Origin of the sequence: Campylobacter sp. RKI_CA19_01128 (assembly GCF_025771175.1) — a bacterium.
In the GTDB taxonomy this organism is placed as follows: Bacteria; Campylobacterota; Campylobacteria; order Campylobacterales; family Campylobacteraceae; genus Campylobacter_D.
Map to the genome: position 1 here is coordinate 24,382 of NZ_JAKMPU010000003.1, position 26,125 is coordinate 50,506.

General features: G+C 30.2%; 25 protein-coding genes and 1 other RNA gene. 12 read left to right on the forward strand and 14 right to left on the reverse strand.

The window, feature by feature from the left end:
* Positions 1-19: 19 nt before the first annotated feature.
* From gltX to gdhA, 4 genes are all read left to right on the forward strand, one after another.
* Entirely contained in the window at positions 20-1,411 is a 1,392-nt protein-coding gene (gene gltX / locus L8U98_RS03030) for a glutamate--tRNA ligase (protein WP_263724897.1), read from the forward strand.
* Positions 1,411-2,646 (forward strand): malic enzyme-like NAD(P)-binding protein, encoded by a 1,236-nt coding sequence (locus L8U98_RS03035; protein WP_263724898.1) that lies wholly within the window; start codon positions 1,411-1,413, stop codon positions 2,644-2,646. The genes gltX and L8U98_RS03035 overlap by 1 nt, the downstream gene beginning before the upstream one ends.
* Positions 2,647-2,894: 248 nt before the next feature.
* On the forward strand, positions 2,895-3,560 hold the full coding sequence (locus L8U98_RS03040) for an MqnA/MqnD/SBP family protein (protein WP_263663404.1): 666 nt from the start codon (positions 2,895-2,897) through the stop codon (positions 3,558-3,560).
* Positions 3,561-3,572: 12 nt separating this feature from the next.
* The gene (gdhA, locus tag L8U98_RS03045) at positions 3,573-4,940 is read left to right on the forward strand and encodes an NADP-specific glutamate dehydrogenase (protein WP_263724899.1); all 1,368 of its coding nucleotides are present in this window, start codon (positions 3,573-3,575) and stop codon (positions 4,938-4,940) included.
* Between the two features lie 22 nt (positions 4,941-4,962).
* Here the strand turns inward: gdhA and L8U98_RS03050 are convergent, their stop codons facing one another.
* Genes L8U98_RS03050 through selA form a run of 4 tightly spaced genes read right to left on the reverse strand, consistent with a single transcriptional unit; the run spans position 4,963 to position 9,371 of the window.
* Positions 4,963-5,490: a hypothetical protein gene (locus tag L8U98_RS03050; protein WP_263724900.1), complete on the reverse strand. Its 528-nt coding sequence runs from the start codon at positions 5,488-5,490 to the stop codon at positions 4,963-4,965.
* A complete protein-coding gene (locus L8U98_RS03055; protein WP_074692860.1) occupies positions 5,477-6,190 on the reverse strand; it encodes a thioredoxin fold domain-containing protein in 714 nt (237 codons plus the stop codon). Before L8U98_RS03055 ends, L8U98_RS03050 begins: the two co-directional genes overlap by 14 nt.
* A gap of 51 nt (positions 6,191-6,241) precedes the next feature.
* Positions 6,242-8,047: a selenocysteine-specific translation elongation factor gene (selB, locus tag L8U98_RS03060; RefSeq protein ID WP_263724901.1), complete on the reverse strand. Its 1,806-nt coding sequence runs from the start codon at positions 8,045-8,047 to the stop codon at positions 6,242-6,244.
* Positions 8,040-9,371, reverse strand: coding sequence for an L-seryl-tRNA(Sec) selenium transferase (gene selA, locus L8U98_RS03065; protein WP_263724902.1), 1,332 nt, complete (start codon positions 9,369-9,371; stop codon positions 8,040-8,042). Before selA ends, selB begins: the two co-directional genes overlap by 8 nt.
* 88 nt (positions 9,372-9,459) lie before the next feature.
* On the opposite strand from selA, the gene L8U98_RS03070 reads away from it, so the two are divergent.
* Positions 9,460-11,112, forward strand: coding sequence for a 4Fe-4S dicluster domain-containing protein (locus L8U98_RS03070; protein ID WP_263724903.1), 1,653 nt, complete (start codon positions 9,460-9,462; stop codon positions 11,110-11,112).
* Positions 11,113-11,122: 10 nt separating this feature from the next.
* On the opposite strand, the gene L8U98_RS03075 is transcribed toward L8U98_RS03070, so the two are convergent.
* From L8U98_RS03075 to modA, 4 genes are all read right to left on the reverse strand, one after another.
* Positions 11,123-11,437, reverse strand: a complete 315-nt coding sequence (locus L8U98_RS03075; RefSeq protein WP_263724904.1) for a DMT family transporter — start codon at positions 11,435-11,437, stop codon at positions 11,123-11,125.
* Between the two features lie 191 nt (positions 11,438-11,628).
* The gene (locus tag L8U98_RS03080) at positions 11,629-12,483 is read right to left on the reverse strand and encodes an ABC transporter ATP-binding protein (RefSeq protein WP_263724905.1); all 855 of its coding nucleotides are present in this window, start codon (positions 12,481-12,483) and stop codon (positions 11,629-11,631) included.
* Positions 12,477-12,866, reverse strand: a complete 390-nt coding sequence (locus L8U98_RS03085; RefSeq protein ID WP_263724906.1) for a hypothetical protein — start codon at positions 12,864-12,866, stop codon at positions 12,477-12,479. Before L8U98_RS03085 ends, L8U98_RS03080 begins: the two co-directional genes overlap by 7 nt.
* Entirely contained in the window at positions 12,863-13,609 is a 747-nt protein-coding gene (gene modA, locus L8U98_RS03090; RefSeq protein WP_263724907.1) for a molybdate ABC transporter substrate-binding protein, read from the reverse strand. The genes L8U98_RS03085 and modA overlap by 4 nt, the downstream gene beginning before the upstream one ends.
* A gap of 207 nt (positions 13,610-13,816) precedes the next feature.
* Between modA and L8U98_RS03095 the strand changes: the two genes are divergently transcribed.
* From L8U98_RS03095 to L8U98_RS03105, 3 genes are read left to right on the forward strand one after another with little or no spacing between them, the layout of a single operon-like run.
* Positions 13,817-14,503, forward strand: coding sequence for a VacJ family lipoprotein (locus L8U98_RS03095; RefSeq protein WP_263724908.1), 687 nt, complete (start codon positions 13,817-13,819; stop codon positions 14,501-14,503).
* Positions 14,504-14,512: 9 nt separating this feature from the next.
* Positions 14,513-15,082, forward strand: a complete 570-nt coding sequence (locus tag L8U98_RS03100; RefSeq protein ID WP_263724909.1) for an ABC transporter substrate-binding protein — start codon at positions 14,513-14,515, stop codon at positions 15,080-15,082.
* Positions 15,082-17,547, forward strand: a complete 2,466-nt coding sequence (locus L8U98_RS03105) for an efflux RND transporter permease subunit (protein ID WP_263724910.1) — start codon at positions 15,082-15,084, stop codon at positions 17,545-17,547. Before L8U98_RS03100 ends, L8U98_RS03105 begins: the two co-directional genes overlap by 1 nt.
* Positions 17,548-17,571: 24 nt before the next feature.
* Here L8U98_RS03105 and rdgB read toward each other — a convergent pair whose 3' ends face one another.
* Positions 17,572-18,189, reverse strand: coding sequence for an RdgB/HAM1 family non-canonical purine NTP pyrophosphatase (gene rdgB / locus L8U98_RS03110; protein ID WP_263724911.1), 618 nt, complete (start codon positions 18,187-18,189; stop codon positions 17,572-17,574).
* A gap of 76 nt (positions 18,190-18,265) precedes the next feature.
* Here rdgB and L8U98_RS03115 point away from each other — a divergent pair, with 76 nt between their 5' ends.
* Positions 18,266-19,567 (forward strand): MFS transporter, encoded by a 1,302-nt coding sequence (locus L8U98_RS03115; RefSeq protein WP_263724912.1) that lies wholly within the window; start codon positions 18,266-18,268, stop codon positions 19,565-19,567.
* 6 nt (positions 19,568-19,573) lie between these two features.
* Here the strand turns inward: L8U98_RS03115 and L8U98_RS03120 are convergent, their stop codons facing one another.
* Positions 19,574-20,617 carry an AI-2E family transporter gene (locus tag L8U98_RS03120; protein ID WP_263682388.1) on the reverse strand — a complete coding sequence of 348 codons (1,044 nt, stop codon included), beginning with the start codon at positions 20,615-20,617 and terminating at the stop codon, positions 19,574-19,576.
* On the reverse strand, positions 20,607-21,617 hold the full coding sequence (gene ruvB, locus L8U98_RS03125; RefSeq protein WP_263724913.1) for a Holliday junction branch migration DNA helicase RuvB: 1,011 nt from the start codon (positions 21,615-21,617) through the stop codon (positions 20,607-20,609). The genes L8U98_RS03120 and ruvB overlap by 11 nt, the downstream gene beginning before the upstream one ends.
* 87 nt (positions 21,618-21,704) lie before the next feature.
* On the opposite strand from ruvB, the gene L8U98_RS03130 reads away from it, so the two are divergent.
* The gene (locus L8U98_RS03130) at positions 21,705-22,115 is read left to right on the forward strand and encodes a hypothetical protein (RefSeq protein ID WP_039619086.1); all 411 of its coding nucleotides are present in this window, start codon (positions 21,705-21,707) and stop codon (positions 22,113-22,115) included.
* Between the two features lies 1 nt (position 22,116).
* Positions 22,117-22,475: a transfer-messenger RNA gene (ssrA, locus tag L8U98_RS03135) on the forward strand.
* A gap of 5 nt (positions 22,476-22,480) precedes the next feature.
* On the opposite strand, the gene L8U98_RS03140 is transcribed toward ssrA, so the two are convergent.
* From L8U98_RS03140 to L8U98_RS03150, 3 genes are all read right to left on the reverse strand, one after another.
* On the reverse strand, positions 22,481-22,702 hold the full coding sequence (locus tag L8U98_RS03140) for a hypothetical protein (protein ID WP_263682386.1): 222 nt from the start codon (positions 22,700-22,702) through the stop codon (positions 22,481-22,483).
* Between the two features lie 120 nt (positions 22,703-22,822).
* The gene (locus L8U98_RS03145; protein ID WP_039619082.1) at positions 22,823-23,752 is read right to left on the reverse strand and encodes a ribose-phosphate pyrophosphokinase; all 930 of its coding nucleotides are present in this window, start codon (positions 23,750-23,752) and stop codon (positions 22,823-22,825) included.
* 64 nt (positions 23,753-23,816) lie between these two features.
* Positions 23,817-24,221 carry an acyl-CoA thioesterase gene (locus L8U98_RS03150; protein WP_012661971.1) on the reverse strand — a complete coding sequence of 135 codons (405 nt, stop codon included), beginning with the start codon at positions 24,219-24,221 and terminating at the stop codon, positions 23,817-23,819.
* 64 nt (positions 24,222-24,285) lie between these two features.
* Between L8U98_RS03150 and ciaB the strand changes: the two genes are divergently transcribed.
* Positions 24,286-26,121: an invasion protein CiaB gene (ciaB, locus tag L8U98_RS03155; protein WP_263682385.1), complete on the forward strand. Its 1,836-nt coding sequence runs from the start codon at positions 24,286-24,288 to the stop codon at positions 26,119-26,121.
* Positions 26,122-26,125: the final 4 nt, after the last annotated feature.

Consider the following 26,125-nt stretch of genomic DNA (forward strand, 5'->3'; position numbering starts at 1 on the left):
ATTTAAAAAAGGTAAAAATATGCAAGAAATCACAACGCGTTTTGCTCCTTCTCCAACAGGATATTTGCACATAGGAGGGCTTAGAACGGCTTTATATAATTATCTTTATGCAAGAAAAAATAAGGGTAAATTTTTATTGCGTATTGAAGATACGGATTTAAAAAGAAATTCACAAGAAGCTACACAAGCTATTATAGAAGCATTTAAATGGTGTGGGCTTGATTATGATGGGATGATTGAGTATCAATCCCAAAGATTTGAAATTTATAAAAAATACATTCAAAAATTATTAGATGAGGGTAAGGCTTATTATTGTTATATGAGCAAAGAAGAGCTTGATGAGTTAAGAGCTAAGCAAGAAGCAGCTAAAGAGCGCCCAAAATACGATGGTAGATATAGAGATTTTAAAGGAACTCCCCCAAGTGGTATTGAGCCTGTGGTGCGTATAAAAGCACCACAAAGTGGAGAGATTAAATTTATAGATGGTATTAAAGGCGAGGTTAGTTTTAAGGCTGAAGATATTTTAGATGATTTTGTAATTGCAAGAAGCGATGGTAGCCCAATTTATAATTTAACTGTTGTAATTGATGATGCACTAATGGGTGTGAGTGATGTTATAAGAGGGGATGATCATTTATCAAATACCCCAAAACAAATCGTTCTTTATGAGGCACTAGGCTTTAAAATTCCTAAATTTTATCATGTAGCTATGATACATGGTGAAGATGGTAAAAAACTTTCTAAGCGTCATGGAGCAACTGATGTGATGGAGTATAAAAATATGGGGATTTTACCTCAAGCCTTGCTAAATTTCTTAGTGCGTCTTGGTTGGAGTCATGGCGATGATGAAATTTTTTCTTTAGAAAGTATGCAAGAGCTTTTTGATCCAAATCATATTAATAAAAGTGCTTCTTGCTATAATTTTAAAAAGCTAGAATGGCTTAATGCTCATTATATTAAAACCTTACCTTTTGAAGAAATCAATAGACAATTAAAAGATTTAGGATTTGATTTAAGTCAGTATGAAAAAGCAGGATTTTTACTGGATATGTTAAGAGAGAGGGCTAAAACCTTGCATGATATCATTAATGGGGCTAAAGTGTTACTAAATGACCCAAAAGAATACGATCAAAAGGCCATAGATAAATTTCTTAATGTAACAAATTTAACTTATTTGGAAAAATACGCTATGGTTTTAAATGAGCAAAAAAATGCTTGCGAATTTGAAGAATTAACTAATCGATTCTTAGAAGAAAATAATCTTAAGTTAAAAGATCTAGCCCAAGCTATACGCATTGCACTCACTGGAAGCTCGGTAAGTCCTAGTATATTTGAAGTATTAGAATTTTTAGGAGTGCAAAAAGCTAAGCTTAGAATAGAAAATTTACTAACTTACATGAAGGGGAAATAATGAATTTAAAAGAAGAGGCTTTAGAATACCACTTAGGGGGTAAAGTAGATATTGTTGCTAGAAAGCCTATGGATAGTGCGCATGATTTATCTTTAGCTTATTCTCCGGGGGTTGCTGAACCTTGTGTTGAGATAGCAAAAGATGAAACTTTGGCTTATAAATACACCAATAAAGCTAATTTAGTTGCCATAGTAAGTGATGGTAGTGCGGTTTTGGGACTTGGTAATATAGGAGCAAGCGCAAGTAAGCCCGTGATGGAAGGAAAGGCTTGTTTATTTAAAAAATTTGCTAATGTTAATGCCTATGATTTAGAAATTAATGCTCATAGTGTAGATGAGATTGTTACCTTTTGTAAAGCTATAGCACCTACCTTTGGAGGAATTAATTTAGAAGATATTTCAGCACCAAAATGCTTTGAAATAGAAGCTGCATTGCAAGATCTTGGAATTCCAGTAATGCATGATGATCAACATGGTACCGCGATCATTTCTACAGCAGGATTAATGAATGCTATGGAAATTAGTGGTAAAAAATTTGAAGATATTAAAGTAGTAGTAAGTGGTGCGGGTGCAGCGGGTATTGCAAGTGCTAGAATGTATAGAAATTTAGGGGTTAAAAATATCGTTTTAGTAGATAGTAAAGGTGTGATTAATACCCAAAGAGATGATTTAAATAAATACAAACTAGAATTTGTAAGTGATACCAAAGATAGTACTTTAAGAGAGGCTTTAAAAGGTGCTGATGTGTTTTTGGGTTTAAGTGCACCTAAGATTTTAGATGATGAGATGATTTTAAGTATGGCTAAAGATCCTGTGATTTTTGCACTAGCTAATCCTGTGCCTGAAGTAATGCCTGAAGATGTTAAAAGGGTTAGAAATGATGCTATAGTTGGAACAGGTAGAAGTGATTATCCAAATCAAATTAACAATGTTTTAGGTTTTCCTTTTATTTTTAGAGGAGCCTTAGATGTAAAAGCGACTAAAATCACTGAAAATATGAAAGTAGCTGCTGCTAAAGCTTTGGCTGATTTAGCTAAGCTTGAAGTAACTGATGAGGTAAAACAAGCTTATGGGGTAGAAGAGCTTAGCTTTGGTAGAGACTATGTTATACCAAAACCATTTGATAGCAGGGTAAAAGCTGTAGTTAGTGCTGCTGTGGCAAAAGCTGCGGTTGAAGATGGAGTGGCTTTGGTAAAAGAATTTGACTATCAAAAATATCTAGCAAGTTTACAATAGTTTTTATAGATTAAGTTTTATTTAAAATATTTTTTTGAATAAAACTTAATTTTTATTTTCAATCTTTCAATTTGACTTTTCTATTATTTTAATTTTTTACTTAATAATCTAAGATTACAAAATAATTTTTTACAATAAATGTTAAATTTTGATATAAATTTTAGTATTGATTATATTTTTAATTAAATTAATTTATATTTAAGATATTTTTTTATAGGATACTAATACTTAATCATAGAAAGGCTAAGATGGTTTTTGGAAAGATAGATTATCTTAATTTACTCCCTTTGCATATCTATCTTAAAAAAGCAGCTTTTCCTAGCTATGTTAAGCAAACTACAGAATACAAAAAAGGGGTTCCTAGTAAGCTAAATCGCCATTTGTATTTTAGACGCATTGATGCAGCGATTATTTCAAGTATTGAAAGTCGTAGAAAAAAATACAAAACCTTAAATGTGGGAATTTGCGCAAGCAAAAAGGTAAAAAGCGTTTTAGTAAAAAAACATTCTCAAAGCAAAGAAGATGCAAGTTCTGCAACTTCTAATGCTCTTGCAAAAGTTTTAAAGCAAAAAGGGGAGGTTATCATCGGTGATAAGGCTTTAAAACTTTATTTGCAAAATCCAAAAGATTATATTGATTTGTGTGAATTATGGTATGAAAAGACAAAACTACCTTTTGTTTTTGCACGCTTTTCTTGTGTTAAAAATTTTTCTATTTATAAAAAAATGATGAAAAATTTCACAAAAAGTAAAATTTTCATTCCACAATATATTTTGCTAGATTATTCTAAATCAAGAAATCTTTCTCAAAAGGAAATTAGCGCATACTTAAAGCTAATTTATTACAAAATAGGAACAAAGGAGCAAATGGCGCTAAAAAAATTTTTAGCTAAAACAAACAGCAAGATACTATAAAAAGGACAATTTATGAGTATGGCTAAACAATATATCAACGAAACTTTAGAAAAAATTCAAACAATATCCCCAAGACAACCTATCTTTTTTCAAGCAGCAACTGAGGTATTAAATTCTTTAGAGCCTTTACTTGAATCTAACAAAACTTATCAAGATCATGCAATATTAGAGCGTATTGTAATGCCTGAAAAAACAACTATATTTAGAGTTGTATATATCAATGATGCAGGTAAAGCTCAAACACATTTTGGCTATAGAGTGCAGTTTAATTCTAGTTTAGGTCCTTATAAAGGTGGACTTAGATTTCATCCTAGTGTAAATTTGGATGTTTTGAAATTTTTAGGTTTTGAGCAAATTTTCAAAAACTCTTTAACGGGTTTGATGATAGGCGGTGCTAAAGGTGGAGCAAATTTTGACCCTAAAGGTAAAAGCGAAGCAGAAATTATGCGTTTTTGTCAAGCTTTTATGGCTGAACTTTCAAAAATCATAGGTGCAAGCACTGATGTGCCAGCGGGTGATATAGGGGTTGGTGCTAGGGAAATTGGATATATGTTTGGAGCTTATAAAAAAATTAGCTCTAATTTTGATGGAACTTTAACGGGAAAGAAAATTCCATGGGGTGGAAGCTTAGCAAGAACAGAAGCAACAGGATATGGCTGTGTGTATTTTACTCAAGAAATGCTAGCAAAATATAACAATGCATTAGAAGGAAAAGAATGTGCAGTCTCAGGTAGTGGAAATGTGGCAATTTATACCATAGAAAAACTATACCAACTTGGTGCAAAAGCAATCACAATAAGCGATAGTGATGGATTTGTTTATGATAAAGATGGAATAGATTTAGATTTATTAAAAGAAATTAAAGAAGTAAAAAGAGCTGGGGTGAGTGATTATGCAGCGCTTAAAAAAGGTGCAATTTTTACTCCAAAAAGTGCGTATAAACAAGGTTGTAATGGAGTATGGAGTATACCTTGTGATATAGCTTTTCCAAGTGCTACGCAAAATGAGTTAAATTTAGAAGATATTAAAACCTTATATCACAATGGTTGTCGTATGGTAGCAGAGGGAGCTAATATGCCAAGCACACTTGAAGCGATTGATTTTATGCTAAATCAAAAAGACTTTTTATTTGCTCCAGCTAAGGCTGCAAATGCAGGCGGGGTAGCGACTTCTCAACTTGAAATGCAACAAAACGCAAGTATGTGTCAATGGAGTTTTGATGAAGTTGATGCAAAATTGCATAAGATTATGAAAAATATTTTTGAAAATTCATACGAGTGTGCAAAAGCTTATAATCATGAAGGAAATTTAGTAGTAGGTTCAAACATAGCAGGCTTTAAAAAAGTAGCTGATGCGATGATTGATCATGGTTATATTTAAAAAGATGGCTTAAATGCCATCTTTAATGCATATAAAAAAAGCTTGTTATTTGATTAGCAATTTTTTCTTCTAAAGATTCTTTGGCTCTATCTATATTGCTAAGATAAGCAGTTCTTGCTAAAAGCGAGGTGCTTTGAGTAGAGTTTTTGGAGCTAATTTGTAAATTAACTTGCAAAAGATAATAATTTTCTACTTCCATTTCAAAAACATTATCTATTTTATCAAAGTCATTATAAAAAAATCTCGCATTAGAAGCAATTAGTCTTTGTGCGTAAGAAAATTTCTTAAAATCTACTATATTGAGATAGATTTTATAATCACTTTGAGTATTATCTAAAACCAATCCCAAATTTTGTAATTTTTGAGTGAGTTTGGCCTCTAAATTTGTGTTTAATTTTGAAGGATTATTGATGTGTAAAGAAAAACTTTGATTTTTATTAGCATGTAGGAAAATACCCTCATTATTTGTTTGGATAAAAGTTTGCACAGGGCCTGTGCAAGCACTTAAAAATAGTGCAAGCACAAGCAAGAAAAGATTATTTTTGAGCATCGATTATGGTTGGTACGGCACGAAGACCAAGTTTAGAGTATTTTGCAAAAGTTTCTCTTACTGCTTTAACTTCAGCTTCACTAGGTTTTTTATAATCTTTTATATCTTTATCATAGTATTTTTTCATGATAGCGATTTTTTGTGCATCATCTTTAGCATTTTTGCTTTCTTTATAGATTAATGCAGATTTTTCAAATGCGCTTGTATCATGGATAGGGGTTAAGATAAATTTAACTTGATGAGTTTTTAGTGTTTCTTCTATTTTATCTAAATGCATTCTACAGTATGGACATTCAGGATCACTAAAAACATAAAGCAAAGGTTTGTTTTTATCACCTAAAGAAACAAACATTTTTTCTTTTTTAAGTTCCACTAAGGCTTTTTTTGAAAATTCAGCTTGTTGTTTTTCCATGAGTTTTGCTTGATAAACTTGAGAATAAAACTCACCTTTTTTTACATCAATTACTTCGGTTGTGATGATATTATCTTGAGTGAAAACGATTTCTTGGAAATTTTTACCACTAATTTCAAAATTAACTATCACGGCTTCAAAGTTAGTATCAGGAATTTTTTCTCTACTAGAAACACTAATATTTGCATTTGATAAATTTGGATTTTTCTTAAAAAAATTAATAATTTCTTCATTACTTGCAGCAAATAAAGAGCTAGCAAGAGTTAAAAGAGCTAGAGATTTTTTCATTTTTTTCCTTTAATTTAAATTTGTATCATTATAAAATGTAAATTTTAACACTTAGACTTTTAGCATTCTTTTTTCCTTGATTTTTATCACTTGAGGATAGTTTTTATCAAGGTATTCTAAATAAGCTATGGCGTATTTTCTTGAAATTTGAAAATGATTTTTTACAAAAGTGACATCTAAATGATGATCTTGTAAAAGCTTTAAAAACTCTTGCATGAGATTTTCAAGGGCATTTTTTTCTATAAAAAGATTATGCGCTAATCTTTTGACTTTGTTTTCTTTAGTGAGTTTTTTTAAGATAAGATCTCCATTTTTCCTATCAAGCTCTAAATATTCATAAAGATTGTAAGGCGCGGTAGGTTTTATACCTTCTTTTTTTAAAATTTCATAAAGCTCGCAATGAGCCTTTTCTTGTAATTTTTCAAAATTTTGTCCTTTTAAAAACCATATGCCGTCTTTAAAATCTAATTTTTCTTGCATTTGCTTGAGTACATAAGCACAAAAACTCTCACTCGCCCAGCTAAGCCTTAAGGCGATAGAATGAGGCGAGATTAAAGCATAAGGATTTTTAGAGAAAATAAAATCAATAAATTCTTTCAAAGTTTGCATAGCATTTAGATCGTATACATTTAAAGCTTGCTCATCGACAAAAACATGATCTAAGCTTTTTGCTAAGTTTAAAGCTTGTTCATGAGTGAGTTTAAAGCGTTGATAGCTTGAAAGTAAGCCAAAGCCAAGTTTGTGAGTTTGTTTTAAAAATTCAAATACTTTTTTAAAATCTTTTTGTTCTAAAAGTGCTAAATATTTAGCTTTTATATCTTTTTTTAAAGGCTCGCTCACTGCATTTAACACCACGCCACCACTTTTAATACGCCCATTTTCAAGCAAGATGAATTTATCATCAAAACACAAAGGTAAGCTTTTATCAAACTCTAAACTAATATAAGTTTTATCTTCAAATTCTTTGATTACACTAATTTTTGCATTAAGCTTTTTTGAGCCACTACAAAATTCTAAAATACTCCCGTGTTTAATCTCAGTATTAAAAACAACCCCATCGATACTTTTAAAGCTTTTAAAAACACCTTTTTTACTTAATACATAGCCTTTTTTTAACTTATGATAATCACAATTTAAACTCAAAGCAACTCTATTATAAGCTTTTGCTTCTAAAACATTTTCTTCATGAATTTGTATGTTTTTTACAATGATATCTTTTTGATTTTCAAGGCAAAAGATTTTTTCATTTTTGCTGATTTTTCCTTCATTTAAGCTTCCTGTTACTACCGTCCCTATACCTTTTAGAGAAAAAACTCTATCAATGTAGTATCTAAAAATCAAATTTTCATCATTTTCTTTAGGCTTTAAACTAAGCAGATAGTTTTTTAAATTTAATATACTTTGCTCATCATAAATGCTAGTTGGAAAAGCTTTTAAAATACTGATTTTAAAAGCTTTTAATTCTTTTAAAAGCTCTGTTTGTTTTTGCGGTAAATCCTTGCATAAATCAACCTTACTCAAAATAAGCACTACATCTTTTACGCCTAAAAATTCCAAAACCCTTAAATGCTCTATACTTTGAGCCTTTAAACCCTCATTTATATCTATGACAAACATACACACTCTAAAGCCAAAAGCACCACTTATCATAGTTTTAATTAAACTTTCATGTCCAGGCACATCGATAAAAGCAATATTTAAATTTTCACTTTTTAAATTTGAAAAGCTAAGATTAATCGTAATACCTTTTTCTTGCTCTTCTTTTAAATCATCACCTTCAAAACCATTTAAAGCTTTAATAAGCGAAGTTTTACCATGATCAATATGTCCAGCAGTGCCTATGATAATACTATGCATGAAATACCTCTTTGATAATGCTTATTATTTTATTTAAATCTTTTTCTAAAATACTTCTAAAATCTAGCACAAAATGCCCATTTTCAACACGGCCAATCACACCTTTTTTTCTAAATTTTTCTTGTAAAAGCAAAGCTTTCTCATCAAAACTTAACACAAAAGTATCTAAGCTTTTATCAGGCATAGAGCCACCACCTACTAAACTTTTAGAAGCTTTTAATTCACACTTAATAGGAATTTGTTCTTTGACAAAAAAAGCCTTTTTTTCTATGGTTTTTAAATCATCATTTAAAAGTTTTAGTGTAGGGATTTTTTCATATTCTTTTTCTAAGTATGCTTTGGTAGTTTCATTTAAAAAAGCTAGAGTGATTTTATCAACCCTTAACATTCTTAGAAGTTGATTTTTCTTTAGTTGTTGAATGTATTTTTTCTTTCCAAGTATAATGCCTGCTTGAGTAGAGCCAAAAAGCTTATCGCCACTAAAACTTAAAATATCACAATGTTTTAAAAGCTCTTTCACGCTTGGCTCGTTTTTGCTAAGTTGTTTATTAATCTTTTCACACCAGCCAGCACCTAAATCATAATAAGATATGAGTTTTTTCTTTTTTGTTAAAGCATGAATTTCACTTAAGCTTACTTCTTCAAAAAAACCTTTAAAAGCAAAATTAGAACGATGAGTTTTTAAAATCATTTTAGTATTTTCATTGATAGCTTTTTCATAATCGTACAGATGAGTTTTATTAGTCGTGCCTATTTCTTTTAGCCTAACTCCAGCTGCTAGCATAACTTCAGGAATTCTAAAATTTCCCCCAATCTCAACTAACTCACTTCTTGAAGTAATAACTTCTTCATTTTTTGCTAAGGTATTTAAGATTAAAAATACAGCCGAGGCATTATTATTAACAACCAAACAATCTTCACAATCAAATAATATTTTTAAATTCGCACTAAGTGCGTCATACCTTGAACCTCTTTTGCCACTTTGCATGTTAAACTCTAAATTTGAATAAGAGCAGATGATTTCTTTAGTTCTTTCAAAAATACTCTCATCAATAATGCTACGACCAAGATTAGTATGTATGATAACTCCAGTAGCATTGATCAAACTTTGACTTTGCATATTTAAAAACTCATCAATACTTTGAGCAATTTTACTTAGCAAATCTTGCAAGCTAAAATTTAAATTTTCATCTTCACTTAGTTCTTTTTTACAATTTGAAACAACTATTTTTGCAAAATGAGATCTTAAATACAAAGGGTAATTAGCCAAGTTTTTATCGTTTATAAGTGCGTTTATGGGAGGAAAATTTCTAAATTTGTTCATCTTAAACCTTAAGAATAAATTAGTAAAATTATAACTTTTTTATAATGAAATTTATATAATAAGATAAAAAAAATTAAAAGAGAGCGTTATGAAAGATTTTGTATTTTTAGAAAATGAAGATTTAATTCCTTTAAGTGATGATATTAGTATAGTTCAAAAAGCCTGTAATGAAGAAGTTTTTATAGGAAATTCAAAGCTTTTAAACCCTGAAGTTTATGCACCTGAGATTAATTTTTATCTTAAAAATTCACAAGATGATGTGCTAAAAAAAGCCAAAACTATTGAGTCTTTATATAAGATTAGATCTAAAGTTTATGATTTAGGACTTGATTTAGAATACACCAAAGAAGTGGGTAAAAATGTAATTATCGTAAGCAATGAGGATCAAAATGAGCTTATTGAAAGCTTAAAAAAACAAGAATACAAGGTTTTAAAACTAAACAATGAGCAATGTTTGGGTGTTTTAGGTTGCGTGGGCGAGCTTTGCGTGATAGCTTTAAAAGATAATGAGCAAGTAGAGATTGATTGTGATTTTTTCTTATATGATGTAAAAAAAGAAAGTTTTGATCAACAAAGTGGTTGTTATGATTTAACTACTTTAGGTCAAGAAGAACTTATAAAACTTTTAAATTCTAATTCTCCAAAATATAAATTTAGAAATTATATTAGTTATGATGATAGCATTTGTCAATACCATGAAAGAAGAAGTGTTCATTGTGGAAAATGTGCTGAAATTTGTCCTAGTGTGGCTATTTTAAAAGATGATGAGCAAAGAAAATTAGAATTTTCTCATGTAGATTGTTTAAGCTGTGGTGATTGTGTGGGGATTTGTCCTAGCGGGGCGCTTGATTATGCACCTATGCCACGCAATAGCTTTTATGAAATTTTAAAATTTTATGAAGATAAAATCATTTTAATAATCCCTGAGAAAATGCCTATAGAAAATTTAAATATCACTTTAAAAGAAGATGTAATGCCTTTTATGATTAAAGGCGAAAACTATCTTGATCAAGCGCATTTTTTAGCTATGCTTCAAACAAGTGGTGCGAGTGTGGTTTTTTATAGTGATGGCTTATCGCAAGGTGCTTTAGAAGTAATAGCTTTGATGAATGAAATTTTTCAAAGAAAATTTAAACAAAATGCAATTTTTCTAGCTAAAGATGAAAAAGAACTTTTAGAGGCTATAAATCAAGCGCATTTTATAGAAAATCTCAAATTTATTTCTTATAATCCTGCGCTTTTAAAAAGAGAAGATTTTGCTATAAGATTAAGAGAACTTATAAAAGAAGAAAATTTAGGCAATATCCCAAGCAAAGAATGGATACGCTATGGAAAAATCACTATCAATACAGATACCTGTACCTTATGTCTTTCTTGTGTGGGAGCTTGTAATGTAGGAGCTTTAGTGGCTGATGCTAAGGATAATTCTTTGAAATTTAATGCAAGCTTATGTACTACCTGTGGATATTGTGAGGCAAGTTGTGCTGAAAAAGATACTTTAATGCTTCAAAGAAGCGGGATAGATTTAGAAAAAGAGTATTTTTCTTTTATGGTTTTAGCTCAAGATGAACTTTTTGCTTGTGTAGAGTGCGGGAAAGAATTTGCTACTAAAAAGGCCATTGAAAAAATTGCTAGCATTATGAAGCCAAGATTTATGGGCGATGAGGCTAAGATAAAAACACTATATTGCTGTGCTGAATGTAAAGCAAAAGTAATGATACAAAGTATGAATGTGCTTTAAGCCAAAAGGCTTAAGCACCAAGTTTTAATCCCACCACTCCAGTGATGATTAAAATAATAAAAATGATTTTATTAATGGTTATTGCTTCTTTAAAGATTAAAAATCCCACCACGCTAACAAGTGCCAAACCACAACCTGCCCAAGTTGCATAAGCTATACTTAAATCAATTTTTTTCAAAGCATAAAATAAACCTGCTAAAGAAAATGAAAAAAACACCGCAAAAACGATTAAATAAAGATTATTTTTACTTATGCTTGCATACTTCATCGGGCTTGTTGCAATCACTTCAAAAACTATACTAATTGCTAATACTAACCAATGCATTTTATATCCTTTTAAATTAATTAAAAATGAAACTACAAAAGGATAAAAGGTGGAGCTATGGCGTAGAAAAAATAACCATATGCAGTTTTTATCTTCCATTTTGTCCATAAGCTAGTATAAAATTTTTAAGATAAAAAATCCATAAATCATTTATAACCCTGTAATAATTTATCTTATTTTAACATTGTTTTTTATATCTTAGTTAAATTTAGCGCAAAAGCTTTTTGGCTCAAAAGCACTTCATCATTTTCTTTAAAATCTTTAGCTTCTAAAGGGCTTAGTGCTACTTGGCTGATTTGATTACCTATGGCAAGTATGGCTATAAATATGCTATCTTGCTTTTGTAGTTTTAAAATGCGTGCTTTTATAGCAAATTTTTGTGAGCCTTGTGTTTTTAAAAAAACTTCATTGGGCGAGCCTTCTTTAATGATGGCTCCATTTTCTAAAATGATGACTTTATTGGCTAGTTTATAAACTTCACTTACATCGTGACTGATTAAAATAGTAGTGATTTTATAAGTTTTATGTATATTTAAAAGATAATCATGTAAGTGTAGTTTTATCTCATTATCTAGGGCACTAAATGGTTCATCTAAAAGTAAAAGTTTGGGTTTTTGCATAATGGCTCTTGCTAAAGCTACGCGTTGTTTTTGTCCTCCACTTAGTTCTAAAATATGACTTTTTTTGTGTTTGCTTAAATCTAAAAGTTCTAAAAGTTCATTAGCAAATTTTAGATCTTTTTTGGCAAAAAGTAAGTTTTGCTCTACATTCATATTTTCAAATAAAGCATAATCTTGAAAAACAAAGCCAAGTTTTCTTTTTTGTGGGCTTAGAAAGTTTTTATCATCAAAAAATATCGTATTATTAAAAATGCAAATTCCTTGCGCTTTTTCAAAACCTGCTAAAATTCTTAAAAGTGTAGTTTTACCGCTGCCACTTTTTCCAAAAATAGCACAAAATTCTCCTTCTTTAACTTCAAATTTAACCTTAAGTTTAAATTCTTTTTCTTTATTTTTAAAGATTTTTTCAAAGTCAAGTTTTAACATAAATACTCTTTGATAAATAAAGCACTAGGATGTACGTAAGCAAATACAAAATCATTTTTTTGATAGTCTTGCTCTAAAAACTCATGGGTGCTAATTTGAGCTTCGAAAGTGCAAATTTCATTTTCTAATCTTACGATAGTGATGATTTGTCCTTGAAAAATATCAATGATTTTTGCATAAAAGGTATTTAAAAATGAGTTTTCTAAATTTTTTTTACTAAGTAAGCATTCGCTACTTTTAAAAGCAAGTAAAACTTCTTGATCAATGCTTGCTTTTTCATCAAGTTCTAAAGCAAGCATATATAATTTATGTTTATTTATAAGAAATTCTACCCAGTTTATATTTTCATGATTTTTTATAGTATTTATTTTAGCTTTAATCATGGGATATTATAGCCATAAGCTTTGAAAATTTCCTTAGCCTTTTTGCTTAAAATAAAATCATAAAATTTCTTAGCTTTGGCATTATCTTTACCATAAGAAGTGATAACAATGCCTTGATTGATTGGCTCATAAAGCTTTGGATTGATTAAAATATAATTTTTTCCTTCTTGGAGTTTATAAGATTTTAGTGTATCTTCATATAAAGCACTTGCTGCTATAAAACCCACATCGGCCGCTTTTAGTGTTTGAGTAAGTGCTTCTCCTATGGATTTTGCTTCGATGATTTTAGCTTTTGTTTGCTCATAAATTTTAGCATTTTGTAAAGTTTCTATACTAGCTTGACCATAAGGAGCAGCTTTGGGATTAGCTATGGTGATGATTTTTACTTTTTCTTCTTTAAGCGTTTGTAATCCTTTGTTTAAATCCATTCTAACACTGAGTAAAGCTAAAGCTCCTTGAGCATAAATAATAGGTTTTGTACTAGCAAAATTATCATCATACAAGCTTTGTGCAAATTTCATATTTGCAGCCATAAATATATCAAATGGCGCTCCATTTTTGATTTGTGAGACTAAATTTCCACTAGCGCCTAAGCTTACATTGATACTAATATCAGGGTTTTCTTTTTGAAATTCTTTTTGCAAGGCTTTAAAAGCATAAGCTACATTTGCAGCTGCAGCGATATTTACATCAGCGCTATAACCAAAAATGCACAAAAAAAGTAGGGTGAAAATTTTTTTCATTTTTTATCCTTTTAGTAGTAAATTTTGAAAAAATTATAGCTTATTTTTAAAAGCAAAAATAAATTTGTATTTTTTGCATATTTTCTAAGACTTATTTCATAAGCAAATAAAAAATTTTAATTTTTTTAAAGAATATTTTAAGAGCATTTTAATGTAAAAATTTATTTTAATTTTTGTATAATTTATGAAATTTTAAAAGGAAAAAGCTTGTTAAAATACATACTAAGTTTGTGTTTATTTTTTAATACTTTGATTTTAGCCAATGACTTTGAAGATTTTGAACAAGAATATCAAAAAAAAGAAGTCAAAGATAGCTTTTATAGCTATAATAAAGCTATGAGTAAATTTAATTATGATCTTTATATTTATTTTTTAAGACCGGTTGCACTTTCTTATAAAAGTATTACTCCAAGTTTTATAAGAACAGGGGTAAAAAATGCTTTTGATACCACAAGATCGCCTTTTAGATTTATCAATCACCTTTTAAGTTTAGAATTTAGAAAAGCTGGCGAGGAATTTGGAAGATTTTGTGTGAATGTGATTTTTGGATTTGGTTTGTTAGATAGTGCGAGCAAAACTCCTTTAAAAAGTTATGAGGCTGATTTTGGAACGACTTTGGGCAAATGGGGAGTAGGTAGTGGACCACACCTAGTGCTTCCACTTTTAGGTCCTTATAATGTAAGAGATGCTTTAGCTTTACCTGTAAATTGGTTTATGGTGCCTGAGGGATATATTGAGAATTTTTGGGTTGGAGCAGGCGTAAATGCTGCATTAAAACTCAATGAATTAAGTTTTGAGTATGAAAAAATAGATGATATTTACCAAAATAGTGTAGATTATTATACTTTTATACGCGATGCGTATGAACAAAGACGCCAAGAACTCATCAAATAAGGAGAATAAATGAAAAAAATCATAGTTTTGCTTTTTAGTGTAGTATTTGCATTCGCTTTAAATTTGCAAGATATTTCTAAAACTATGCAAGAAAAAATTGATGAGAGCTTAAAAATTTTAGATCAAAATAAAAATGATAAAGCTAAAGCGGCGGAAAAAATCTTTGTTTTATTTGATGGTGTTTTTGATTATGAGCTTATGGCCAAACTTAGTCTTTCTACAAGATATGAAAAATTAAGTGAAAATGAAAAAAATGAATTTAACAAAGCTTTTGAAAAAAACCTTAAAAAAAGTTTCACAGATAAGCTTGCTTTGTATGATTCTCAAAAATTAAAAGTGATTAATTTAGAAGAAAAAAATAAAAGAGCCTTTTTAAAAACTTCTATGATAGTAGATGGTAAAGAAAATTTTGTAATCTTTAAATTTTATGATAAAAACAATGATTGGCAAATTTATGATGTAGATATTTTTGGTATAAGTATTATACAAACTTATCGCTCACAATTTAAAGATGTCTTGCAAAATGGCGATTTTAAAACCTTACTTGAAAAGCTTTCTAGTGTTGATTTTTCTAAATAATGCTAAGTAAAATTTTAAAAATCTTTCTTAATTTCCCAAAGCTAACTTTGGGGATTACTTTAATCTTTTGTGTATTTTTTAGTTTTTTTGCTAAAAATTTAAGTGTTGATGCAAGTGCTGAAAGCTTGCTTTTAGAGCATGATGAGGGTTTGAAGCTATATAGAGAAGTTTCAGCACGTTATGGCAATGATAATTTTTTAATGCTTGCTTTTGCTCCTAAAGATAAAGATATTTTTGCTAAAGAAAATTTAGAAACTATAAAAAATTTAACTCTTGATTTAGAAAAAATCAATGGTGTGCAAAAGGTATTTTCTATCACTAATGCGCCTTTACTTGCAAGTTCTAAAGGTAAAGAATTAAAAGAGCTTATCCAAAATATACCTAATATTTTTAGTCAAGATGTGGATGTTAATCTAGCTAAAAAAGAAATTTTAAATCAACCCTTTTATAAAAATAATATCATTTCAAAAGATGGAAAAACAACAGGGATTTTGATTTATCTAGCGCCTGATCTTGTTTATAATGATTTGATTAATTCAAGGGATAATGCAAAAAGTGAAAATGAAAAAGAGCATTTTAGAGCCTTGATTAAAAAACACCAAGAAAGCTCAAGGGAATTTAGTGCAAAAAGATTAGAAGAAATCACTAAAATAGTATCTAAATATAGTCAAAATGGAGACTTTTTACACCTTGGTGGTGTAGAAATGATCGCTAACGATATGATTAATTATGTAAAAAGTGATTTAAAAATTTATGGTTTTAGTTTAGTAGGGCTTTTATTTATAGCACTTTGGTGGTTTTTTGGCTCTTTGCGTTTGGTGTTTTTGGCTTTGGGAATTTGTGTGGTTTCGCTTTTTACTTCAAGCGGGATTTTCGCACTTTTGGGATTTGATATTACTGTAGTGTCTTCAAACTATGTAGCTTTAGTGCTTATTATCACCGTTTCTGTTGTAATACACTTAATCGTGCATTTTATAGAAAATTTACACAAACACCCAAAAGCTAGCGTTTATAAGCTTTTACTCTCAACCTTACTTGATAAAGCAAGTCCTAGTTTTTTTGCTATTTTAACTACAGTTGTTGGGTTTTTAAGTTTTGTCTTTTCAGATATTGAGCCTATTATCAAACTTGGTATTATGATGAGTCTTGGTATTAGCGTGAGTTTGGTTTTAGCTTATATTTATTTTGCAAGTATTTTGGTACTAATGCTGCGTTTAAATTTTAAAGAGCTTAATCAAAATTCATTGAAATTTTTAAGTTTTTGTGCAAATGTAAGTTTAAAACATAGAAAATTTATCTATGGCATAAGTTTATTTTGTGTAGCTTTTGCTTTGTATGGAATTTTACAAATCAAAGTAGAAAATAGCTTTGTGAGTTATTTTAAAGATAGTTCTAGGATTAAACAAGGCTTGTTGATTATAGATAAAGAGCTGGGTGGAACTATGCCTTTAGATGTGATTGTTAAGTTTAAGCAAAATCCAAAACAAAATGAAAGTTTAGATGAGTTTGAACAAGAATTTGATGATTTAGCTAAAGATGATAGGTATTTTTTTAGTAGTGAAAAAACAAGAATAGCTGCTAAGGTTCATGAGTTTTTAAGTAAGCAAGAATATGTAGGTTCTGTGCTTAGCTTACAAAGTTTGCTAGAGCTTGGAAAAAGCATTAATAATGGCAAGGCTTTAGATGATTTTGCCTTAGCGTTTTTATATGAAAATTTAGATGAGAATTTTAAAAAGCAAGTTTTAACTCCTTTTGTAAGTGTAGAAAATAATGAGTTGCGATTTAGCGTGCGTATGTTAGATAGTGATCCAAATTTAAGACGCGATGCTTTTTTAAAACAGCTTGAAAAAGACTTAAAAGAACTTTTACAAAAAGATAATGTAGAGGTTAAAATCAGTGGTATTATGCCTTTGTATAATAATATGCTTCAAAGTCTTTTTTCATCACAATTTGATACTTTAGCCTTTGTGGTGCTTGTGATTTTTGCTTTATTTGTGGTAATTTTTAGAAGTTTTGTTTATGCTTTTGTGGCGATTTTGGCCAATCTCATACCTTTGGCTTTGGTGTTTGGTTTAATGGGTGTTTTCAATATACCACTTGATATTATGAGCATTACCATAGCTGCTATTTGTATAGGAATAGGGGTTGATGATATGATTCATTATATTCATCGTTTTAAAGAAGAGTTAAAACATAAAAACTTAGAAGAGGCTATAAAAGCTTCACATATGGGTATAGGAAGTGCGATTTATTATACTAGTGTTACGATTATTCTAGGTTTTTTAGTGATGATTAGTAGTAATTTTATCCCAACGATTTATTTTGGCTTGCTTACGGTTTTGGCTATGAGTTTGCTTTTATTTGGTTCGCTTTTTTTATTACCAAGTTTTATTTTAAGCTATCATTATCTTAAGCAAAATTATAATAAAGCAACATCCAAATCACATAAAGCCCAAAAGCAATAAGCATATATTTTATAAATTGTTTCATTAATACTCCATTTTTTCTAATGCTCTTAAGATGTAAGTAGCAAACATTAGTGCTTGCGAGCGGTGTGAAATTTTTAATTTTACTTGCTCATCTAATTCACCTAAGGTTTTATCAAAACCTTTTGGGATAAATAAAGGATCATATCCAAAGCCACTATTACCCCTTGGAGTATCAATAGCAAGGCCATGCATATATCCATGCGTACTAAAATGTCCATATTTTGAACTTATAGCTATGGCTGCAGTGTAAAAAGCTTTGCTTTGATGTAGATTTTTTTCATGTAAGGCTTGGATGAGTTTGTTTCTATTGGCCTCATCAGTGCCTTCTTGAGAGTATCTTGCAGAAAAAATCCCCGGTGCATTGTCTAAAGCCTCTACGCTTATACCACTATCATCACTTAAGGTGATAAATTCATCTTGCTTTTTGCCTAAAGCATTAAAAATAGCTTTAGATTTTATCAAAGCATTTTCTTTAAAGCTCGTGCCATCTTCGATGATTTCAAAAGGGGTGATGATTTCATTTAAGGCATAAATTTCATAAGTAGTTAAAAATTTTTTGATTTCTTCTACTTTGTGTGCGTTAGAAGTTGCTAGAATGATTTTTAATTTTTTCTTCATAAATTACTCTTTTTGTTTTGACTTTAAAAAAAGTTTATCAAAATCATAGTAAAATTATCCTTTATAAGGAGAAAAGATGTTAAAAACTGTTTTACCTTTGTCTTTTATTGTAGGAACTAGATTTTTTGGATTATTTATAGTTTTGCCGGTTTTAAGTTTATATGCTTTAAATTTAAAAGGAGCCAATGAGTTTTTAGTAGGGCTTTTAGTAGGTGTGTATGCTCTAACTCAAATGGCATTGCAAGTTCCTTTTGGAATCATTTCAGATAAAATAGGGCGTAAAAAAACTATGCTAATAGGACTTGTGGTGTTTATCATAGGTTCTTTGGTATGTTCATATGCTGATGATATTTATACGATGATGTTTGGAAGGCTTTTACAAGGAGCAGGAGCCATAGGAGCAGTAGCTACTGCTATGATAAGTGATTTTATCAATGAAGAAAATCGCGGTAAGGCTATGGCTATCATGGGTTCATTTATAGGACTTTCTTTTGCAGCTTCTTTGGTGCTTTCTCCTTTAATGAGTGCTAAATTTGGACTTTCAAGTTTGTTTGATTTAAGTGCGATTTTGAGTTTAATTTGTATCGTGCTTTTATTTAGCGTTGTACCAAAAGAGCATACAATAGTACATGAAAATACTAAAACTCCATTAAAAAAACTTTTAAAAGAAAAAAACTTAGCTTTGATGAATCTTACTAATTGTATGCAAAAAATGCTTATGAGTATTGCGTTTTTAAGTATTCCTTTGGTTTTAGTACATGAGTTTAATTATCCAAGTGAGAATTTATGGCATGTTTATGTTAGCTCTATGGTGCTTGGGTTTTTAGCTATGGGTTTATCAGGATCTTTGGGAGAAAAAAGAGGCTTAAGCAAAGAGATATTGCTTTTAGGTGTGGCATTTTTTATCATCGCTTATATTATATTTGCTTTTTCGCATAATGCTTTAGTGTTTATGGTGGGTGTTGTAGTGTTTTTTATAGGATTTAATTTACATGAGCCTATTATGCAAAGCTGTGCGAGTAAATTTGCTAAGGTAAATGAAAAAGGCGCAGCTTTGGGTGTGTTTAATGCTTTTGGCTATTTTGGAAGCTTTTTAGGCGGTGTTGTTGGAGGGTATTTTTTACACCATTTTAGTTTAGTCACTCTTGCTTTTATTTTGATAGCTTTGTCTGTAATTTGGTTTGTGTTGCTTTTGTTTTTACAAAGTCCAGCAGATTTTAAAAATGTCTATTTGTCTTTAGAAACAAAGCATGATTTAAATAATATTAAAGGTATAAATGGAGTTTTAGATGTGTATAAAAACTCTAAATTTTTAGTGATAAAATATAATAAAAAATTCACAAGCGAAGAAGAAATTTTAGCGATTATTGAAAAATAATCGCCTTTATACAAAATGTTTTTCTTTTAAAATCACATATAATTTTAAAGTAGAAATAAAGAAAGTCAAAATAGCAGGTCCAAGGATAATACCCCAAAAGCCAAAACTTGAAATTCCTGCTATCATCGCAAAGAAAATTAAAAGTTCGTTAATTTGCGTTGGAATTTGAACAAGTTTTTCATTAATCCATTTAATGATATAAGGTTTTACTAAAGTATCTGCGATAAAAGATATCATTACCACGCTATAAATGAAAATCACTAAAGCACCGCTTAGATTGTTGTTTGCAAATTCATATAAAGAAACAGGCACATAAACTAATGCCCCGCCTACAACAGGGATTAAAGAGCTAAAGCAAAATAATATTCCCATTAAAATCGCATCATAACCATAAAATTTAGTAATGATAGCAAAAAGCACCCCTTGCAAAATGGCATTTAGCACCATAGAATAAAACACAACAGACATTACATTACTCACTTCACTTAAAATGCCTTGAGTTTCTTCTTTTTTCATAGGTACTATGGTTTTGATATAGCCAATGAGTTGGGCTCCATAAAGATTAGCAAAGAAATAAAACACACAAATTAACACCATATCAGTTAGAAATTTAGTCCCAAATTTAGTTGCGCTTGAAAGATAGGTTAAAACATCTTTAGAGATGGAATTTAAATCAATACTTGCTAGCGCTTCTTTGATTTTTGGTTCTATAAAGCTTAGAGATTCAGGTAGGTGCAAAGAATAATTTTTAAAATATTCTATGGTATTATGAATATAACTTATATTAAAACCGCTAGCTGCTTTTGCAAGTTCTATAATAGCATATACAAAAGGTATAAAAAATAAAGCTAACATAAAAGCAGTGGTAGCTGCTGCTGCTATGACTTTTTTACCTTTGAATATATTTAAGAATTTAACATTAACATTAGAAGTAGAAACAGCCATTAAACTTGCTATGGCTATATTCATCAAAAAAGGTTTAAATAAAAAAAGCACCCAAAATAAAATAAATAAAATAAAACTAATTAAGAAAAAATTACTACTTTTCATCAAATAAACCCTTGTTGTATTTTAATTTTAAAATATCAAAACTTTTTAAGCTCGCAATACGACCTTTGGCTGTTCTTTCTATATAGCCATTTGCTAGTAAATATGGCTCTATCACATCTTCTATGGTATTTTCATCCTCACTTAATGCTGCAGCTATACTAGAAAGTCCTATAGGTTTTCTTTTAGCTTCAGTTAAAAGCTCTAAATACCTTAAATCCATCGCGTCAAAACCAAGCTCATTTACCCCTAAAGAATCAAGCGCTTCTTTAGCTCTTTTTTCGCTAATAATTTCTTCATCATTTACATCAGCAAAGTCTCTTACACGCTTAAGTAATCTTAAAGCAATCCTTGGGGTAGAACGGCTACGTTTGGCTATTTCTAAAGAAGCTTTTTTTTCACAAGTTTTATTAAGCTTTAGAGCTGCTTTTTCTAAAATGATAGCAAGCTCTTCATTTTTATAAAATTCCAAGCGAAATTGCATGCCAAAGCGATCGCGCAAAGGATTACTTAGCATACCTGCTCTTGTAGTAGCACCTATTAAAGTAAATTTGGGCAAATCGATTTTTATCGTTTGTGCAGCAGGACCACTACCTATGATAATATCAAGACGAAAATCTTCCATAGCAGGGTAAAGCACTTCTTCTATGGCAGGGCTTAAGCGATGAATTTCATCGATAAATAAAATATCTCCTTCGCTAAGGTTAGTTAAAATCGCAGCTAAATCCCCGCTTTTTTCTATCATGGGTGCAGCGGTAGTTTTAATATTTGCATTCATTTCATATGAGATAATGTTTGCTAAAGTTGTCTTACCAAGTCCTGCAGGTCCACTAAAAAGGATATGATCTAGACATTCATTTCTTTTTTTAGCAGCTTTGATGAAAACTTCTAAATTTTTTTTAATGTTTTCTTGTCCTATGTAGCCGTCAAAATTTGAAGGTCTAAGGCTTGTTTCATAAGTTTCATCAGGGGAGAATTTTTCAATCTCTACGATTCTATCCATATTTTTTCCATTTTATTTTGTAAGAAATTTTAATTTTATCTAAAATTTGCTAAAATAAACATTTAAACTTAGATTATAGAAGTTTTTATGGGAATTTTAGAGCAATTAGAGTTAGATTACGAGCTTGAAGAAATCGAGCGTTTTTTGTATTTTTTTAGAAGTCTTTGCGATGTTTTAGAGCCTTTGATAGTAAAGTTAAGCAGCGATAGCTCAAAATACAAAGAAGCTTTAAAAGACTTAGAACAAAATATCCACAATGTAGTTTGGGCTGCTAAAAGATTAAATTTAGATGAGATTGCAAATTTTTGCACATTTTGTGAGGAAATTATGCAAGAAGCAGCTAAATTTGATGGGCCTGCTAGCGATGAATTTGTGGATTGGATGTTTTTAGTGGGTGAGCAGCTTGATAGATATTGCAGTGATTATGAAAAAAATGCTTCTTTTTTAAGCGTATTTAACCCTCAAATTGCAAATGTTCCAGATAAAATTTCTAAATAATGGGGACGACTTGGCTTCGACAGGAGTAGAGTGGCCTTGGTGGCATGTCGCTTTGAGCAAAGCGTATAAAGCTCAAATTAAAATTAAACGCAAACAACGTTAAATTTGCTCCTGCTTACGCTAAAGCTGCGTAAGTTCAGTTGAGCCTGAATTTTAAGTGATACTATCTAGCTTAGAATTTGGTCATTTTCGATAGTGTAGATTGAAATTTGACAAGTTTTAATTGAAGTTAAAGTCTTAGTCTAGCTTGAAATTTTGGAAGGTGAGTTTGGCTAGATGAAATTTTCACCTTTGCTAAGCATGTAGATGCCGTGGTTGTTTTATTTTTGGACAGGGGTTCAATTCCCCTCGTCTCCACCAGTAATTTAGTTTTTATTAACTAGTGCATCTCTTATATCTATGACAAGATAAATTACAAAAAAGCTTAAAAATATTGCAACTAAAGATCCAATAAGTGTTACTAGACCTACTATAAATCCTAGAGTAAACATCAGCGCAATAGAATAAATAATCGCTATAATAAAGCTTAATGCAGCCACTATATCAAGTATAGTTCTACCAAAATTTAAGATTAAATTTTTAATCATAATAACTCCTTAATTAATAATAATTTATTAATTATAGCAAAATATAATTTTAATTAATATAAAATTGTAGAATTATTTGAAGTTTAGATTTTCTTTGCAAGGATGGTCCTTGCAAAGAATTTATACAAATAAAGAATTCACACTTTCATTGTGATAAACTCTGCGTATTACCTCACCAAAAATAGGTGCTACGCTTAGGACTTTGATTTTATCCATTTGTTGTTTTAAAGGTATAGTGTCAGTTACTACTAGCTCATCAAGCGCATCTTTAGCTATTCTTTCATAAGCTACACCACTAAGTACAGGGTGAGTACAGCAAGCTATAACTGACTTTGCACCTTTGCTTTTAAATACTTCGGCAGCTTTTACTATGGTTCCTGCTGTATCAATGATATCATCTACCAAAATCACTTCTTTATCTTTTACATCGCCGATGACATTCATCACTTCGCTTTCATTAGCTTTTTCGCGTCTTTTATCTACTATAACTATATCAAGTCCTAAAGCTTTTGCCACGCTTCTAGCTCTTGCTATACCACCTATGTCAGGACTTGCGATGATAGGATTTTTGTAGTTTTTATTTTTGATATAATCATTAAAAATAATACTCCCATAAAGATTATCCACCGGTATATCAAAAAAGCCTTGAATTTGTCCAGCATGTAAGTCTATGGTAGCTACTCTATCCACACCAGCTGATTCTATAAGATTTGCTACTAATTTTGCAGTAATAGGCACCCTAGGGCTTGCTTTTCTATCTTGTCTAGCGTAACCAAAATAAGGGATGATAGCTGTGATAGAGCTTGCACTTGAGCGACGCAATGCATCTGTCATGATTAAAAGTTCCATTAGATTATCATTTGTTGGAGCACAAGTGCTTTGAATGATAAATACATCTTTACCACGCACGCTTTCATCTATTTGAATGCTAATTTCACCATCGCTAAAACGCTTCACACCTGCATTGCTTAGAGGCAATGAAAGGTATTTTGAGATTTTTTTAGCAAATTCTTCATTTGCTGAACCAGAAAATATTTTATATCCACGCATATATAAGCCTTAGAAAATTTTTTGTGATGATATAAAAAGTTTTTTAAAAATACAATAAAACATATTAAAAGCCGTGTAATCTTTTTAAATCAGCATCAATAGGAAATTTATTTCCATCTTTATCTACGCTCACATAAGTTACTACAGCTGAAGTTACATGCATACAATACACACGGCCATATTCATTAGCTCTTTGAGTAACTACTTCTACTGCTACGGTGATGGATGTATTACCTGCTTTGATGATTTTTGCATAGCAAGATACCAAATCACCTACGAAAATTGGCTCTTTAAAAATGATTTTATCTACCGCAACTGTGACAACTCTTTGTGGGGAAAGTTCTCTTGCAGCAATGGCTCCGGCTAGATCAATTTGTGACATGATCCAACCACCAAAGATATTGCCAGCGGGGTTTGTATTGCTTGGCATAGCTATAACTCTTAGCTTAGGTTCTCCCATATCTTTCATACATTCTCCTTGTGTTTTAAAAAAAACATTATAATTAAGTTTTAAAAATAAAGAAAGGTAAAAAATGAATGATTTTAAGCAAATAGCAAAAATTGTGAAAAATAGGAAACAAAATATCAATAGTCTTTATAATATACTTCAAACGAATCAAAGTCATCCTTTGATAGATAGAGCCTTAGAACTAGCTAATCTTGAAAATGAAAAAAGCAATGTTTTGGCAATGTTGCGTCGTTTGGTGGATTTAAAAGAGGAAAATTTAGTCCAAGAACTTGAAAAAAAAGGTTTAAATGAAGAAGAAATTTCTCAAATAAAATATAAAGTTTTTTCTTTGGTAAGAGCCTTTTATGAAGTAGAACATCAAGATTTAATCGATGAGATTAAGAGTAAAAATTTACTTGATGAGTTTTATTTGGCTTTAGTTCAAGGTGTGCATAATATAGGTGTAGTTATGAATTCTTTTGAGCTTGTTTGGAGCAAGCAAATTTTAGATACAAATAATAAAATCTTAAAAGAACAATTTCCAAATTTAAGTGATGCTTTGGAGTTTTTAAAACAAAATGAGCTTTATCAGCTTAATCAAGATGGTGAAATTTGTGAAAGAAGTTATGGGGCTTTAGTTAAAATAGGAACACTTTGGAGATTTTTACCTTATGCAAAGGCTTTTGAAAATGAGGTTTTAAAGCTTGAATATGAGTTTGATAAACTTTTAGAAAAACTAAGAAATTGTGCGTTAGATGATGAAAAAAATGCTTATATTGATTATATAGAAAAATTAAAATTTGCATTTTGTGAAAAAGATAATAATGAAGTGGTTAAAAAATGGCAAGAAGCAGAGCTTGCGTGGATGGAAGTAAAATGCCCATTGCAAATTGGCCATCCTTTAGAATACTATGAAGACTCTTACACACATGCAGTAGCACTTGAGTGGGATATACGCTTAGAAGATGTGAGTGATTTTAATGGGAGTGAGTTTAAAGATAAAATCAAAGAAAGTTTTGCAATGGTGTATGCAAATTTAGATGAAGAAGATGAAGCTTTGTTTGATGAAGTGAATTTTAATCTTGAAAAAACTCAGCTTTATATTTGTATGCCTATGATTTTTTATGGGGCAGAGCTTAAGGGACTTTTTTCTGCTCAAGTAGTGCCAAATGATGAGTATGTAAGCAATATAGCAGGCAAAAAGATTTTTGCTTTTTTAAATTATGTTTATGAAAATGCTAAAACCAAGCCTTTTATGAAGCTTTCATCTATGGTATTTGAAAAAGAATTTTTAGATTATGGGAGAGAAATTTTATTTTATAATGAAAAATTATGGAAAAGAATTTATGAAGTTTCTACCATAGGTCATGAGTTTGGACATATTTTCTTTGTGGCAAATGATAGCGAAAAGAAAATGAATGAAAGTGGTGTATTTAAAAATATAGAAGAGTTTAAAGCTACTGCGGGCGGGCTTGTGAATTTCTTTTTACATGAAGAATATGATTTAAAGCTTCCAGTGTTTTATGAGCTTATTAAAAGGGCTATAGGATTGATCGCTTGGCAAAGAGTAGAGGAGGTTAAGCCTTATTATACAGAAGGTTTGATTCATTTATCATTGTTGTTTAAATCAGGGGTGTTATCTTTTGCAAATGAGAAATTAAACATTAAATTTGATGAAGAAGCTTATGAAGCCTTTAAAGCTGTGTTTATGCAAAATTACTATAAGTTAGCAAGACATTATATGCTAAAAGAAGATGCTAAAAATTATTTAGATGAGTTTTGTATTTTAGAAGATGAGGTGTTTTTACCACTTGATGAAGAATGTAAGGAATTTGTAAAATATTACTATGAATTACACAAACTTTATGGCAATGAAATCGATGAAAGTGGAGAGTTTGAAAAATACTCTAATGCAAAATAAAATT

Bases quoted from the DNA above. Each gene is read 5' to 3' on its own strand.
- gltX (WP_263724897.1), top strand. From the start codon at position 20: ATGCAAGAAATCACAACGCGTTTTGCTCCTTCTCCAACAGGATATTTG.
- L8U98_RS03035 (WP_263724898.1), top strand. From the start codon at position 1,411: ATGAATTTAAAAGAAGAGGCTTTAGAATACCACTTAGGGGGTAAAGTA.
- L8U98_RS03040 (WP_263663404.1), top strand. From the start codon at position 2,895: ATGGTTTTTGGAAAGATAGATTATCTTAATTTACTCCCTTTGCATATC.
- gdhA (WP_263724899.1), top strand. From the start codon at position 3,573: ATGAGTATGGCTAAACAATATATCAACGAAACTTTAGAAAAAATTCAA.
- L8U98_RS03050 (WP_263724900.1), bottom strand. From the start codon at position 5,490: ATGCTCAAAAATAATCTTTTCTTGCTTGTGCTTGCACTATTTTTAAGT.
- L8U98_RS03055 (WP_074692860.1), bottom strand. From the start codon at position 6,190: ATGAAAAAATCTCTAGCTCTTTTAACTCTTGCTAGCTCTTTATTTGCT.
- selB (WP_263724901.1), bottom strand. From the start codon at position 8,047: ATGCATAGTATTATCATAGGCACTGCTGGACATATTGATCATGGTAAA.
- selA (WP_263724902.1), bottom strand. From the start codon at position 9,371: ATGAACAAATTTAGAAATTTTCCTCCCATAAACGCACTTATAAACGAT.
- L8U98_RS03070 (WP_263724903.1), top strand. From the start codon at position 9,460: ATGAAAGATTTTGTATTTTTAGAAAATGAAGATTTAATTCCTTTAAGT.
- L8U98_RS03075 (WP_263724904.1), bottom strand. From the start codon at position 11,437: ATGCATTGGTTAGTATTAGCAATTAGTATAGTTTTTGAAGTGATTGCA.
- L8U98_RS03080 (WP_263724905.1), bottom strand. From the start codon at position 12,483: ATGTTAAAACTTGACTTTGAAAAAATCTTTAAAAATAAAGAAAAAGAA.
- L8U98_RS03085 (WP_263724906.1), bottom strand. From the start codon at position 12,866: ATGATTAAAGCTAAAATAAATACTATAAAAAATCATGAAAATATAAAC.
- modA (WP_263724907.1), bottom strand. From the start codon at position 13,609: ATGAAAAAAATTTTCACCCTACTTTTTTTGTGCATTTTTGGTTATAGC.
- L8U98_RS03100 (WP_263724909.1), top strand. From the start codon at position 14,513: ATGAAAAAAATCATAGTTTTGCTTTTTAGTGTAGTATTTGCATTCGCT.
- L8U98_RS03105 (WP_263724910.1), top strand. From the start codon at position 15,082: ATGCTAAGTAAAATTTTAAAAATCTTTCTTAATTTCCCAAAGCTAACT.
- rdgB (WP_263724911.1), bottom strand. From the start codon at position 18,189: ATGAAGAAAAAATTAAAAATCATTCTAGCAACTTCTAACGCACACAAA.
- L8U98_RS03115 (WP_263724912.1), top strand. From the start codon at position 18,266: ATGTTAAAAACTGTTTTACCTTTGTCTTTTATTGTAGGAACTAGATTT.
- L8U98_RS03120 (WP_263682388.1), bottom strand. From the start codon at position 20,617: ATGAAAAGTAGTAATTTTTTCTTAATTAGTTTTATTTTATTTATTTTA.
- ruvB (WP_263724913.1), bottom strand. From the start codon at position 21,617: ATGGATAGAATCGTAGAGATTGAAAAATTCTCCCCTGATGAAACTTAT.
- L8U98_RS03130 (WP_039619086.1), top strand. From the start codon at position 21,705: ATGGGAATTTTAGAGCAATTAGAGTTAGATTACGAGCTTGAAGAAATC.
- L8U98_RS03140 (WP_263682386.1), bottom strand. From the start codon at position 22,702: ATGATTAAAAATTTAATCTTAAATTTTGGTAGAACTATACTTGATATA.
- L8U98_RS03145 (WP_039619082.1), bottom strand. From the start codon at position 23,752: ATGCGTGGATATAAAATATTTTCTGGTTCAGCAAATGAAGAATTTGCT.
- L8U98_RS03150 (WP_012661971.1), bottom strand. From the start codon at position 24,221: ATGAAAGATATGGGAGAACCTAAGCTAAGAGTTATAGCTATGCCAAGC.
- ciaB (WP_263682385.1), top strand. From the start codon at position 24,286: ATGAATGATTTTAAGCAAATAGCAAAAATTGTGAAAAATAGGAAACAA.